At 68.1% G+C, this 13,583-nt stretch carries 12 protein-coding genes; 6 read left to right on the top strand and 6 right to left on the bottom strand.

Going from position 1 to position 13,583, the window contains the following annotated elements; translation table 11 throughout:
* Window positions 1-23: 23 nt before the first annotated feature.
* The gene (locus HB681_RS11890) at window positions 24-863 is read right to left on the bottom strand and encodes a TatD family hydrolase (RefSeq protein ID WP_213955032.1); all 840 of its coding nucleotides are present in this window, start codon (window positions 861-863) and stop codon (window positions 24-26) included.
* A gap of 88 nt (window positions 864-951) precedes the next feature.
* Between HB681_RS11890 and HB681_RS11895 the strand changes: the two genes are divergently transcribed.
* The 5 genes from HB681_RS11895 to HB681_RS11915 all read left to right on the top strand — a co-directional run bounded on the left by HB681_RS11895 (window position 952) and on the right by HB681_RS11915 (window position 6,072).
* The gene (locus tag HB681_RS11895) at window positions 952-1,938 is read left to right on the top strand and encodes a trypsin-like peptidase domain-containing protein (protein WP_213955033.1); all 987 of its coding nucleotides are present in this window, start codon (window positions 952-954) and stop codon (window positions 1,936-1,938) included.
* A gap of 15 nt (window positions 1,939-1,953) precedes the next feature.
* Complete coding sequence (locus HB681_RS11900; RefSeq protein ID WP_213955034.1) at window positions 1,954-2,949, top strand: MoxR family ATPase; 996 nt, start codon at window positions 1,954-1,956, stop codon at window positions 2,947-2,949.
* 100 nt (window positions 2,950-3,049) lie between these two features.
* The gene (locus HB681_RS11905) at window positions 3,050-4,033 is read left to right on the top strand and encodes a DUF58 domain-containing protein (RefSeq protein ID WP_213955035.1); all 984 of its coding nucleotides are present in this window, start codon (window positions 3,050-3,052) and stop codon (window positions 4,031-4,033) included.
* A complete protein-coding gene (locus HB681_RS11910; protein WP_213955036.1) occupies window positions 4,030-5,073 on the top strand; it encodes a VWA domain-containing protein in 1,044 nt (347 codons plus the stop codon). The genes HB681_RS11905 and HB681_RS11910 overlap by 4 nt, the downstream gene beginning before the upstream one ends.
* 240 nt (window positions 5,074-5,313) lie before the next feature.
* Window positions 5,314-6,072, top strand: a complete 759-nt coding sequence (locus tag HB681_RS11915; protein ID WP_213955037.1) for a glucose 1-dehydrogenase — start codon at window positions 5,314-5,316, stop codon at window positions 6,070-6,072.
* An 8-nt stretch (window positions 6,073-6,080) separates the two neighbouring features.
* Here HB681_RS11915 and HB681_RS11920 read toward each other — a convergent pair whose 3' ends face one another.
* Complete coding sequence (locus tag HB681_RS11920) at window positions 6,081-7,043, bottom strand: tripartite tricarboxylate transporter substrate binding protein (RefSeq protein ID WP_213955038.1); 963 nt, start codon at window positions 7,041-7,043, stop codon at window positions 6,081-6,083.
* Window positions 7,044-7,465: 422 nt separating this feature from the next.
* Between HB681_RS11920 and yjjJ the strand changes: the two genes are divergently transcribed.
* Window positions 7,466-8,854, top strand: a complete 1,389-nt coding sequence (yjjJ, locus tag HB681_RS11925; RefSeq protein WP_213955039.1) for a type II toxin-antitoxin system HipA family toxin YjjJ — start codon at window positions 7,466-7,468, stop codon at window positions 8,852-8,854.
* Window positions 8,855-8,902: 48 nt separating this feature from the next.
* On the opposite strand, the gene HB681_RS11930 is transcribed toward yjjJ, so the two are convergent.
* From HB681_RS11930 to HB681_RS11945, 4 genes are read right to left on the bottom strand one after another with little or no spacing between them, the layout of a single operon-like run.
* Entirely contained in the window at window positions 8,903-10,360 is a 1,458-nt protein-coding gene (locus tag HB681_RS11930) for a D-aminoacylase (RefSeq protein WP_213955040.1), read from the bottom strand.
* Entirely contained in the window at window positions 10,357-11,289 is a 933-nt protein-coding gene (locus HB681_RS11935) for a MurR/RpiR family transcriptional regulator (RefSeq protein WP_213955041.1), read from the bottom strand. Before HB681_RS11935 ends, HB681_RS11930 begins: the two co-directional genes overlap by 4 nt.
* A gap of 5 nt (window positions 11,290-11,294) precedes the next feature.
* Window positions 11,295-12,593 (bottom strand): amino acid deaminase, encoded by a 1,299-nt coding sequence (locus HB681_RS11940; RefSeq protein WP_213955042.1) that lies wholly within the window; start codon window positions 12,591-12,593, stop codon window positions 11,295-11,297.
* A complete protein-coding gene (locus tag HB681_RS11945) occupies window positions 12,590-13,570 on the bottom strand; it encodes an ABC transporter ATP-binding protein (RefSeq protein ID WP_213955043.1) in 981 nt (326 codons plus the stop codon). The genes HB681_RS11940 and HB681_RS11945 overlap by 4 nt, the downstream gene beginning before the upstream one ends.
* Window positions 13,571-13,583 lie beyond the last annotated feature (13 nt).

The raw sequence follows: 13,583 nt of genomic DNA on the forward strand, positions 1-13,583 counted from the left end.
CAACGGAGTCACTGGTCGTTTGATCAGCCTCTGGTCAGCGTTTGCAGACGAGGTAGCGCGTCGAGCGCATTGCGGGTCGTCGCCAGCGCCAGCGCCTCGGGCTCGATGTCACGCAGCGCGGCCATGACGCCGGCGATGCGAGGCAATTCGGCCGGCTCGTTGCGGCCCTGGGCCCGGCCGGAGTCACGCTCGGACTGGGTCCGGTAGAGCCAGTGCGGCGGAATGTCGGGTGCATCCGTCTCCAGCACTATTGACTCCAGGGGCAAGGTGCCCGCCAGCCGCCGCAACTGCAGCGCCCGCTCGAAGGTCACCGCCCCGCCGAAGCCGAGTTTCAGGCCCAGCGCGATGCAGGCGCGTGCCTGCTGTTCGCTGCCGTTGAAGGCATGCGCGATGCCGCGCCAGCGCCCATCGGGGCCGCCCACCTGCCGCAGATGCTTCAGCACCTGGTCGACAGAGCGCCGGACATGGATGACCACCGGCAGTTCATGCTGGCGCGCCAACTGCAACTGGGTGTGAAAGAAGTGCGCCTGCTTTTCAGGGTCGAGGCCGGCGACGAAGAAGTCGAGGCCGATCTCGCCGACGGCCACCAGCCGCGGATCATCATGGCGTGCCTGCAACGCATCGGCCAGCGTCTGCAGGTCGGCCTCGGACGCCTGGCCGGTGCACAGCGGATGGATGCCCAGCGCGTAGGCGTCGCCCTGCCGGTGTGCCAGATCGCGCACTGTGTCGAAATTGAATGGGGCCACGGCCGGGATGACACACATTCCCACCCCCGCACGCGCAGCCCGGGCGCGCACGGCCGGCATCTCCGTGCCGAACTCAGCCGCGTCGAGGTGGCAGTGGGTGTCGATGTAGGCGGGCATCGCGGCACGATACCCGAAGGGATGCACGACGGCACAAAGCGTGCTACCGTGAAACCTTCCACGCGTCATCTTTGCCGGAGGTGTACCGATGCGCAGGCCCGCTCTCTACAGCAGTTCGCCCCGTGCGCCCCAATCTGCAGGCGAGCCCCCCGCTGCCGATGCACCCGGCGCCGACGCGCAGCCGACCGCGACGGCCGTCGCAGCGCCACCCAAGCCCCGCTGGCAACCCGGCGCGCGCAGTTTCGCAGTGCTGGTGTTGTTGAGCGCTGGCCTGGTCAGCGGGTCCTACCTGTACGGCGTGCGCCACACCCCGCAGAAGCTGACGCAGAAGGACATCGATTCGGCGGTACTGCGCACCTTGCAGACCAACACCCTGCCCTCCGCCTCCGCCAAGGCGGCCGAGATCATCCGGCCGTCGGTGGTGCGCGTGGTCGGCTACGGCCCCGAGAAGGCGACGCCAGAGGCCAAGACCGAGAAGCGCGGCCGCAACCTGGCCAAGGGCAAGCCACCGGAAGCGCCGGACCCGCCGGGCGAGGTGGAGCGCGGCGTGGGAACCGGCGTGGTGATCGTCGACAAGGGCCTGATCCTGACCAACCTGCACGTGGTCGCCGGCTCGGAGAAGATCAAGGTCACCTTCTACGACGGGCTCGAGGCCGAGGCCACCGTCGTCAGCGTGCAGCCCGAGAACGACCTCGCGGTGTTGCAGGCCAAGAAGATCCCGGACGACCTGATTCCCGCCACGATGCGTTCCACCGACGACCTGCAGTCCGGCGACCAGGTGGTGGCGGTCGGCTTTCCCTTCGGCATCGGGCCCTCGGTGTCCGCGGGCGTGGTGTCCGGCCTGAAACGCGCATTCCGCTCGCCGGAGGGCAAGCAGGAACTAAGCAACCTGATCCAGTTCGACGCCGCGGCCAACCCCGGCAATTCGGGCGGGCCGCTGGTCAACATGGACGGCGAGGTCCTCGGCATCGTCACCGCCATCCTGAACCCGACCCAGGCGCGCACCTTCATCGGCATCGGCTTCGCGGTGCCCATCGAGAACGCGGCCTCGGCCGTGGGCACTTCACCCTTCTGAAAGGCGAGCAACAGCATGAGCACAGAGAGCAATACCGCCGAGTTGATGGAACAGATCCTCTACCAGGTCAAGCGCGTGGTGGTCGGGCAGGACCGCTTCCTGGAACGCGTGATGGTCGGGATGCTCGCGGGCGGGCACTTGCTGGTGGAGGGCGTGCCGGGCCTGGCCAAGACGCTCACCGTGAAGACGCTGGCCGACACGGTGCAGGGCCAGTTCAAGCGCATCCAGTTCACGCCCGACCTGGTGCCGGCGGACCTGGTGGGCACGCGCATCTACAACCAGAAGACCGGCGACTTCAGCACCTCCCTGGGGCCGGTGTTCACCAATCTGCTGCTGGCCGACGAAATCAACCGCGCGCCGGCCAAGGTGCAGAGCGCGCTGCTCGAGGTGATGCAGGAGCGGCAGGTGACCATCGCCGGCGAGACGCACAAGGTGCCCAGCCCCTTCCTTGTGATGGCGACGCAGAACCCGATCGAGACCGAAGGAACCTATCCGCTGCCCGAGGCGCAGGTCGACCGCTTCATGATGAAGGTGCTGGTCGACTACCCGAGCGATGAAGAGGAATTCGTGATCGTGGAGCGTGTGATCGGCCCGCCGGTAACGGCCCAGCCGGTGGCCACCACCGAGCAGTTGGCGATGCTCCAGGCCGAGGCGCGCCGCGTGTACGTGGATCCTTCACTGATTTCCTATGCGGTGAAGCTCGTGTCGGCCACGCGCAACCCGGAAAAGCACGGCCTGAAGGACATCCGCCGCTTCATCACCTTCGGCGCCAGCCCGCGCGCAAGCATCAACCTCACCGAGGGCGCGCGCGCATTGGCGCTGCTGCGCGGCCGCAGCTACGCCCTGCCCGAGGACATGACCGCGCTGGTGCCCGACGTGCTGCGCCATCGCGTCACGCTGTCTTACGAAGGCTTGTCGGAAGGCATGACGCCGGACAGCCTGGTCGACAAGATCATGCGGGCCGTGCCCGCGCCGCCCAAGCCGCTCGAACATGAAAAGCTGGTGGCGTGAATGAAGCCCAGGCCCGAACGCGCCTGCGGCGCCTCCCCCTCGCCGTGCTCGGCGGGATTTCATGCGTCGCCGGCGGCGGGCAACGCCATGGAACACTGAAATGAAGAGTTGGTGGCGCAAGCAGGAACCCACCACGCAGGCGGCCAACGACGGGCCGCCCGCGATGGGGGTCGAGCGTGCGCTCCGGCGGCTGGAATGGACGGTCATCCGCAGGCTCGACGGCCTGCTGCAAGGCGACTACCGCACGCTGATGCGCGGCACCGGACTCGACCTGGCCGACCTGCGCGAGTACCAGCACCATGACGACGTGCGCCACATCGACTGGAACGTCACGGCACGGCTGCAGGTGCCGCATGTGCGGGTGTTCACGGAAGACCGCGAGATGGCCGCGTGGTTCATCCTGGACCTGAGCCGCTCGGTCGACTTCGGCTCGGGCGAGAAGGCCAAGCGCGAGATTTCCGCCGGCTTCGTCGGCGTGCTCGCGCGCTTGCTGACGCGGCATGGCAACCGCGTCGGCGCGCTGCTCTATGGCAACGACCTGGAAGCCGTGATCCCGCCGCGCAGCGGGCGCCGCCATGTGCTGCACCTGCTGCATTCGATGGAACGGCGCGCGGCCGAACTGCGCAAGGACAAGGGCATGACGCGGCTGGCCGAGATGCTGAAGTCGGCGGCGACGCTGATGCCGCGCCGCTCCACGGTGTTCGTGGTGTCGGACTTCCTCAGCGAGCCCGGCTGGGAGAAACCGCTCGGCCATCTCGCGCAGCGGCACGAGGTGCTGGCGGTGCGCCTGTACGACCCGCTGGAACTCAACCTGCCCGACCTCGGCCTGGTGCCCCTCACCGATGCCGAGACCGGCGAGCAGTTGTGGGTGGACACGCATGACGCGGGTTTTCGCAAGCGCTTTGCGCGCATCGCGGCCGAGCGCGAGGCCACGCTGCGCGCCTCGCTGGCCAAGGCTGGCGTCGATGCGCTGGAGTTGTCGACGGCGGATGACCTGGTCGAATCGATCGTGCGCTTTGCCGATATGCGCAAGCGCCGTGTGCGCAGTGGTGGCGCAGGTAACGTGAAGGTGGTGGCGGCATGACTTTCCTATGGCCACAGTTCCTCTGGTTGCTGGCCGCTGTGCCGGTGCTGGTGCTGCTCTATGTCTGGCTGATGCGGCGCAAGAAGAAGCTCGCGATCCGCTATGCGAGCCTGTCGATCGTGCGCGAGGCGATGGGCGCGGGGCAGAGCATCAAGCGCCACGTGCCGCCTTTCCTTTTCCTGCTGGCGATGGTGGCGCTGCTGGTCGCGGCGGCGCGGCCGCTGGCGGTGGTGATGCTGCCGACCAACCAGCAGACCATCATCCTGGCGATGGACGTCTCGGGCAGCATGCGCGCCACCGACGTGCTGCCCAACCGGCTGGTAGCCGCGCAGGAAGCGGCCAAGGGCTTCATCAAGGACCTGCCGCGCAACGTGAAGGTCGGCATCGTGGCCTTCGCCGGCAGCGCGCAGGTGGCGCAGTTGCCGACCGTCAATCGCGAAGACCTGGTGACCGCCATCGACGCCTTCCAGTTGCAGCGGGCCACGGCCACGGGCAATGCGATCGTGGTCTCGCTGGCCACGCTGTTCCCGGATGCGGGCATCGACGTTTCGCAATTCGGCCCGCAGAGCAAGGCGCGCGGCAATTCCCTCGACCAGGCCGGCAAGGAAGGCGGCCCCAAGCCCTTTACGCCGGTGGCGCCGGGCTCCTACACCTCGGCCGCCATCATCATGCTCACCGACGGCCAGCGCACCACCGGCGTCGACCCGCTCGACGCGGCCAAGGCCGCGGCCGATCGCGGCGTGCGTGTGTACACGGTGGGCGTGGGCACGGTGGACGGCGAGACGATCGGCTTCGAAGGCTGGTCGATGCGCGTGCGGCTGGACGAGGAAACGCTCAAGGCCGTGGCCAACAAGACCTCCGCCGACTACTTCTATGCCGGCACGGCGGCGGACCTGAAGAAGGTCTACGACACGCTGAGCACGCGGCTGACGGTGGAGAAGCGAGAGACGGAAATCTCCGCCCTGTTCGCGATGGCGGCCGCGGCGCTGGCGCTGCTGTCGGCGGGGTTGTCGCTGTTCTGGTTCAACCGGATCCTGTAGTGCTTCAGAGGCCGCTGAATTCGGACTTCCGGACGCAGAGGACGCGAAGGTTCCGCGAAGGACGCGAAGGAAGACAGAACGAGCCAACACGAGCGGCCACCGGGACGGCGGGCAGTGCTGGGCACTGACCCTCTCAAGATTGTTCCTGGTATTCCTTTCGCGTCCTTCGCGTAACCTTCGCGTCCTCTGCGTACGGCTGTCCGCTCCCGCATTTCTTTTCATTGACTCGGAGACCATCGGATGTTTGATCTGGCAGGCAAGGTCGCGCTCGTCACGGGCGGCAACGGGGGCATCGGCCTCGGCATGGCGAAGGGGCTGGCGCAGGCCGGTGCGCGCGTGGTGATCGCGGCGCGCAACACGCAGAAGTCGGCCGCGGCCGTCGAAGCGCTGAAGGCGCTGGGCAGCGATGCGTTGGCGCTCGCTGCGGACGTGAAGGACGAGGCTTCGGTGGCTGCGCTGTTCGCGCAAGTCGCCGAGCGCTGCGGCCGGCTCGACATCCTGGTCAACAACGCGGGCACCAACATCCGCAAGCCCGTCGAGCAGATGGCGCTGGCCGAATGGAACCAGGTGATGGACACCAACCTCACCAGCGCCTTCCTCTGCAGCCGCGCGGCGTATCCGCATTTCAAGGCTGCGGGTGGCGGCAAGATCATCAACATCGGTTCGATGATGTCGATCTTCGGCGCGTCCTTCGCACCGGCCTATGCGGCAAGCAAGGGCGGCATCGTGCAGCTCACCAAGTCCCTGGCCGCCTCCTGGGCGCTCGACGGGATCCAGGTGAATGCGGTGCTGCCGGGATGGATCGAGACCGAGTTGACCGAGGGCGCGCGAGCGCAGGTGGCAGGGCTGCACGAACGCGTGGTGGCGCGCACGCCGGTCGGTCGATGGGGCCAGCCGCAGCACCTCGCGGGCGTCGCGGTGTTCCTGGCGAGTGCGGCCTCGGACTTCGTCACCGGCACCGCGATACCGGTGGATGGCGGGTATTCGATCGCCGGTTGAGCGGGGCGCTATTCGATCGTCGCGCCGGAGGCCTTCACGATGTCGCGCCATTCCAGGTAGTCGGTCTTCAGCAGCTTGTCGAACTGCTCCGTCGTCATGGCCTGCGGCTCCGCGCCCTGGGCGATGATCGCGTCCTTCATGTCGGGCAAGGCCAGCAGCTTGTTGACTTCCGCGTTGACGGTGGCAACGATTTCCTTCGGCGTGCCGGCCGGCATGAAGAGGCCGTACCAGGTGCTGACGTCGAAGCCCTTGTAGCCCAGCTCGGCAACGGTCGGCACATCGGGCAGCGAGCTGCTGCGCCGGGCCGAGGTCACGGCCAGTGCACGCAGCTTGCCGGACTTGATCTGGCTCATGGCCGAGGGAATCGACGACACCATCAGGTCCACGTTGCCGGCCAGCACGTCCATCATGGCCGGGTTCGAGCCCTTGTACGGCACGTGGCGCAGCTTGACCTCGGCGGCGCGGCCGAAGATCTCGCCCGCGAGGTGGATGGTGGTGCCGTTGCCGGGCGAACCGTAGGTGATGCTGTCGGGCGTGGCGCGCGCGGCGGCGACCACGTCCTTGAGTGTCTTGAACTTCGATTCGTTGCGGGTCACGATGACCACGGGCGTGTAGGCCACGTGGGCCACGGCGACGAGATCCTTGGTGGGGTCGTAGCCGAGGTTCTTGTAGAGCCAGGGCGCGACGACCATGTTGTCCTTTTGCCCCATCACCATCTCGTAGCCGGTGTGCGGTGCACGCGCGGCCTCCGTGATGCCGATGGTGCCGCCCGCGCCGGCGCGGTTGTCGGGCACCACGGTCCACTTGCTCACCTCGGTGAGCTTGGTGGCGACCAGGCGCGACAGGATGTCGGTGCCGCCACCCGGCGGGAAAGGGACGATCAGGTGGATGGGCTTGGCCGGAAAGGGCTGGGCCTGCGCGGCGGTGAAGGCGAGCGCGAGGGCGACGGCGCCGAATAGCTTGCGGATCATGGGGTGTCTCTCTTGTCGTGAGTGAGGCTGGGTCGCGGCATGAAGCGGCACCCGTCGCGAAGGGCGAAGCTCGGGGCCGACCTTGAGAAGGGGCGGATTATCGGGCGTCGCGGGCGGGCCGCGCCGCCTTGAATGGCGAGGAGGCTCATCGGGAATGGAGAACGGGGCGAACGCCTGCGCAGGAAAACGCGATGCCGGCCCACGTGCGCGCAATGGCCGGTGCGGAGTGGGCCACCGCCTGCTGGCGGCCGCTGGCTTGAGGGGCGCCGGCTTGAGGGGCGCCGGGACGCCTTCTGCCCCGAGTTTGCGGCCTTGGCATTCAAGGAATAAAATCGTTTCAAGAATCGTTTCATGAATAGCTCGTAGATCATGAAGTTTCACCCTTCAACCTGGTAAATTCATCGCCGAAAGATCGTTTCACCATGCCCGCTGACTTGATCGCCGTTCTGCGTGCGAACGGCCCGCTGGCCGCCAGCGCGCTCGTGGAACGCATGGGGGCGAGCCGACCCACGCTGAGCCGGGCCGTGCGGGCGGCCGAAGGTGCGCTCATCGTGCGCGGACGGGCTCGCCGCACCCGGTACGCTGCCCGGCGGGCACTGCGCGGTTCGCTGGAGCCCCTGCCCCTTTTTCGCATCGACAGGGAAGGAGCGCCGCACCAGATTGCCGAAATGGAACTGGTCTACCCCGACGGCACCGCGCTCGCGTACGAGGGTGAATTCGGATGGCCGCTCGAAGACCAGATGCTGGACGGCTGGTTCGAAGGCTTGCCCTATCCGATGCAGGACATGCGGCCGCAAGGCTTCCTGGGGCGCAACTTCGCGCGCCAGCACGCCGCGGTCCTCCAGGTGCAGGAAGACCCAGCGAGTTGGTCGGATGACGATGCGCTGTACGCGCTGTCGATCCTTGGCGACGACGTCCCGGGCGACCTGCTGGTCGGCGCGCCGGCTTGCCGCCGGTGGCTGGAGCATGTGCAGCGGGTGGCATCCGGAGAAGCGTCTGCAGGATTGGCGGACTCGCAATTGGCCAGCGAGTACCCGAAGCTGGCGTCCCAAGCATTGGCCGCGGGAGTCGCTGGCTCCTCGGCGGGCGGCGAGTTCCCGAAGTTCACGACCTTGCGTCAGCTAGCCGACGGCTCGCAGCAGCATGTGCTGGTCAAGTTCTCTGGTTCGGACGATTCGCCGGGCACGCAGCGCTGGGCGGACCTGCTCGTGTGCGAGCACCTGGCGGGACGAGCGCTCGAGGCGCATGCCGGCATCGCCACGGCGCGCTCCCGCGTCCGCGCGCATGCGGGACGCACCTTCCTCGAGGTCGACCGGTTCGACCGCCACGGCGCGCTGGGCCGCTCTCCGATGGTGTCGTGGGCTGCCTTGAACAACGCTTTCATCGGCAGCGCCGGGCGCCCTTGGGCGGAGGCCGTGCAGCCGCTGGTGCAGAAGGGTTGGCTGGAGGACGAGGACCTTGCCCGTACCCTGCGCGTCTGGCTGTTCGGCCAACTCATCGCCAACACGGACATGCATGACGGCAACCTGTCGTTCCTGCCAGCCCGGCAGGGCGATGTGAACATGCTGCGGTTGGCGCCCATCTACGACATGCTGCCGATGGCCTACGCGCCGGTGCGCGGGGTCGAACTGCCGCCTCGCAACTTCACGCCGCGCTTGCCGCTTCCGGCCGAAGCAGCCGCGTGGCAGGACGCTGCACGCGCTGCGCTTGGCTTCTGGGAGATGGCTGCAGCCGACGAGCGGATCAGCGCCGGATTTCGCCAGGTCTGCGCAGACAACGCAGGGCTGCTCGGCAAGTTGTGTTCGCGCTGAGGGCGCAAGTCCTTGTCCGTATCGCCTGGCGACCGTCGGCACTGCCCATCAGGCAGCCCGCGTCAACATCCGCCCCGCCCGCGCCAGCACCCGCGCCTCATCCCCGCGATACGCACACACGCCGTTCACGAACACCTGCGCGATGCCTTCGCTCACGCCATGCGGCTTGTCGTAGGTGGCGGTGTCGCGGATGGTCTGCGGATCGAACACCACCACGTCGGCCATCCGTCCCACGCGCAGCAAGCCGCGTTCGGCGATGCGCATGTTGCGCGCCGTCAGCCCGGTCATCTTGTGCACCGCCTGCTCCAGCGAGAACAGGCGCCGCTCGCGCCAGTAGCGGGCGAACACGCGGGGAAAGGCGCCCCACAGGCGCGGGTGCGGATGGCGGTCGTGCGGCAGGCCATCGCTGCCGATCATGGTGCGCGGGTGCGCGATCACGCGTTCGACGTCTTCCTCCTTCATCTGGAAGTAGCAGGCGCCGCCGGGCTTCAGGCGCAGGCAGGCCTCCTGCTGCGTCACGCCCCACTCCTTCGCGACGTCGGACAGCATGCGGCCGGTGACTTCCGGGTGCGGATCGGACCAGGTCAGCATGACGTCGATGACGCCGTCGACCAGGTCTTCGCGCAACACGGTCGAGCCGGCGACGTAGGGGTACACGTCCATCGAAATCTCCTGGCGCCGGGCCAGTGCATCGACCAGCGGCAGCGTCTCCAGCGTGCGGTCCCAGTTGGCCGGGCCGGCGCACTTGTGGTGCGAGATCACGAGCGGCACGCCGGCGCTGAAGGCCGTGTCCCCGGCCTCGTGCATGGCCTCCAGGATGGCGGCCATTTCGCTGCGCAGGTGCGTGGCATACACGCCGCCGTGCCGCGCGACGATGCGTGCCAGCGCTGTGACTTCCTCGGCCGGCGCCGGGAAGGCTTCCTCGTAGAACAGGCCGGAAGACATGCCATGCGCGCCCTCGGCCATCGAGGCATCGAGCAGTCGGGCCATGTGTGCGGCCTCGTCGGCATTGGCCGGGCGATCGAGCGCTTGCATCGCCGCGAAGCGCAGCGTGGTGTGGCCGACGAGGGCGGCGACGTTCAAGGCCGGGCGGGCTTCGGTCACTGCGTCGCGATACGACGCCATCGACGCATGGCGGAACGACTCCGCGCCCAGCAGCGTCAGCGGCGGTTTCGCCTGCGGCACCTTGTACGGCGCCAGCGAGATACCGCAGTTGCCGGTCACCACCGTGGTGATGCCCTGCGATATCTTGGGCAGGCACTCGGGGTCGTGCAGCACGATCGCGTCGTCGTGCGTGTGCACGTCGATGAAGCCGGGCGCGATGACCTTGCCGCGGCAGTCGACCACCTCGATGTCTTCGAGCGCCATGCCTTGCGGCAACCGCGTGCGCAGGCCCTCGCCCAGGGCGACGATGCGGTCGCCCGACAGCAGCACGTCGCCCGGCCAGGACGGGCCGCCCGAGCCGTCGATGACCAGTCCCGATTCCAGCAATACCGGCTTGCTCATGGTGCGGCTCCCGTGTCGTTGGCTGCGTTCTTGTTGACGCCGATGCCGCCGCCGTCCCAGCTTTGCAGCGGGTGTGTGGCGGCGTCAATGCCATGGCGCTGGAAGGCCTCGCGCGCGCGTTGCAGGCGTTGCATGGCCGGGTCGCCGAGGCGCTGCGCGACCAGCACCGTGATGATCTCGATCACGGTGAGGTGCGTGAGGTAGGCGTCGATGCCGACATGCATAACCGCATCGTCGGGCACGGTCAGGCCGAGCAGGAAGTCGGCCTTGGCCGCGAGCGCGGTGCCGGGCCGCGTCAGCGCGACGACCCTGGCGCCCTGGGCGCGCGCGATGTCGACCGCGTCGAGCAGCGAGGGCATGCCTCCGACGTGCGACATCGCGATGACCACGCCGCCCGGTCGCTGCGCCGCGCCGGCTACTTGCTGCAGGTGATAGTCGGACCAGGCGTTGGCCGAGAGGCCCAGCCGGAACAGCCGCGCCTGCAGGTCGCTGGCCATGAACCACGAGGTGGCGCCCGCCCCATAGAGGTCGATGTGCGGCGCGGCGGCAATGGCTTGCACTGCGCCGTCGAGCACGTCCATGTCGAGCTGGTTGCGCACGCCCGACACGGTCGCCGCGGCGCTGCGCGAGATCTTGGCCACGACGTCAGTGGCCGCGTCCTCGATGCTCACGCGCCGGTGCAGGGGCGAGCCGCCGACGGCCAGTTCCTGCGCCAACGCAAGCTTGAATTCGCGCAGGCCCGCGAAGCCCAGGTCGCGCACGGTGCGCATGATGGTGGGCACCGAACTGCGCGAGCGTTCCGCCAGCGACTCGAAGCTTTCTTCGAGCACGCGGTCGGGGTCTTCCAGCATCAGGTCGAGGATGGCGCGGCGGGTGGTCGGGGCGCTGCCCCGGATCTCCGCGACGCGCTGAAGAAGGGTCGAGGTCATGCTGTTCAGAAGTGCATCAACACCGCATCAGTGACGCGGTAATCGTTCTCGACTACCGGCATCCAGTGCCACTTGTCGAAGGTCGTGCAGGGGTGCGAGATGCCGAAGGCGATGCGCTCGCCGACCACCGGGGCCAGCGCCGCGTCCGCATCGCTCCAGCGCAGGTAGCCGTGCTGGTCGTTCAGCGCGGTGATCTCCCAGCTCGCGGGAACGCCAGAGGGCACCATCGCCCCGCGCGCCGCCCGTGCGATGGGCGTGGGCATCGACAGGTCGAAGGAGATGTCGCGCTTGCCCATGGCCACGATGGCCAGGTTGGGCTCGTTGCAGGACTGCACCGTGGCCCAGATCTCCATCGCCGGCCGCAGGCTCTCGCCAGGCGCGCAACCCAGGCGCGCATCGAGCGGCCTCTGGAAGCGCTGGTACGTCCCATGATCGTGTGTGAGGTAGCAGCCCGAGCGCAGCAGCCCACGCACCGGCATGCCGAGCGAGGGCTTCAGGCGCAGCGCCACCAGGTCGTAGATGGCCGAGCCGCCGGCCGACACCAGCACCTCATCGGTCTCGAACAGGCCGCGCGTGACGCAATGGCGCGCGACAGCGTCGACGCGGTCCATCAGGATGTTGGTGTAGTCGGTATCGGGGCCGCTCTCCCCGGTCGCGCCCTGCCCTTCGTAGGTCTCGATGCCGACCAGCTTCGCGGCCTTGCCGGCGCGCACGCGTTCGGCCAGGGCGATCGCCTGTTCATGCGTGCGAACGCCGGTGCGGCCGTTGTCGACGCCGATCTCGATCATCACTTGGAAGGGCAGGCTGTCGGGATGCCGCGCCGACCAGGCTTCGATCAGGTCGAGCTGCGCCAGCGAATCGACGAGGAACACCACGCGCAGGTCGACGTGCTCGTGCAGCAGTTGCTGGATGCCCGCCAGGTCCTGGTCGCTCACGACCTGGTTCGCGATCAAGCCGCGACGCGCACCGGCAGACACTGCCACGGCCAGTTGCGTGACGGTCGCCACGGTCATGCCCCAGGCGCCCGCGTCGAGCTGGCGGGCGAAGAGCTGCGGCGACATCGTGGTCTTGCCGTGCGGCGCGAGGTCGATGCCCCAGCGGCGCACCTGCCCCTGCATCCATGCGAGGTTGTGCTCGATCGCCTCGCGCTTGAGCACCGCGAGCGGCAGTGGCAGGTCGCCGGCGAGCACGTTCCATCCCGCCTTGGCCACCTCACTGCGACGCATCGGCGCCTGCGTACGGGGAAAGCCCTTGAAGCCGTTGTCCAGCAACGGGTCGGTCAGCGTGTCCAGGAGTTTCGTCATGACTTTTGCGGGGTAAGCAGATCCTTGCGGATGCAGGCGGAAAAATGGCCGGGCGACAGTTCCTCGAGCGGCGGCACGGTCTTCGAGCAAGCGTCGATCGCATGCGGGCAACGGGTGCGGAACACGCAACCCGAAGGCGGCGCGATCGGGCTGGGGATGTCGCCCTTCAATGCGATGGCCTCGGTGGCTTGCAGCGGGTCCGGCTTCGGGCTGGCTGCCAGCAGCGCCTGAGTGTACGGATGCAGCGGGCGCTCGAACAACTCGGCCGTGGTCGCCACCTCCATCACCTTGCCCAGGTACAGCACCACGACGCGGTCGCAGAGGTACTCGACGACATCGAGGTCGTGCGAGATGAAGAGCATCGTCAGCGACAGGCGCTCGCGCAGGTCGGCCAGCAGGTTGATGACCTGCGCCTGGATAGACACGTCGAGCGCCGACAGCGGCTCATCCGCGACGATGAATTCGGGCTCCACCGCGAGTGCACGCGCCACGCCGATGCGCTGACGTTGCCCGCCCGAGAACTCGTGCGGGAAGCGGCTCGCGTGCTCCGCGCGCAGGCCCACGGTTTCGAGCAGTTCGGCGATGCGCTTCTCGCGCTCGCCCGGGCCCTTGCACAGGCCGTGGGTGGAGAGCGCCTCGTGCAGGATGGCGCTGATGCGCATCTTCGGATTCAGGCTCGCGTACGGATCCTGGAAGATGATCTGCAGCTTGCTGCGCAGCTTGCGCATGTGCTCGCCGGAGGCCTTGCCGAGGTCTTCGCCGCGGTACATCACGGCGCCGTCGGTGCGTTCGAGCAGGCGCAGCACGGTGCGGCCGATGGTGCTCTTGCCCGAGCCCGATTCGCCGACCAGGCCCAGCGTCTCGCCCTTGCGGATGGAGAAGGACACATCGTCCACCGCGCGCACCGGACGCGCGCCGGAGCCGAAGTACTTCTTGAGGTTGCGCACCTCGATGAGGGGGGTGTCGGTGGTGGTCATCGTGAGGTTCTTG

It is taken from the genome of Variovorax sp. dw_954 (assembly GCF_018449755.1).
Classification (GTDB): Bacteria; Pseudomonadota; Gammaproteobacteria; order Burkholderiales; family Burkholderiaceae_C; genus Variovorax.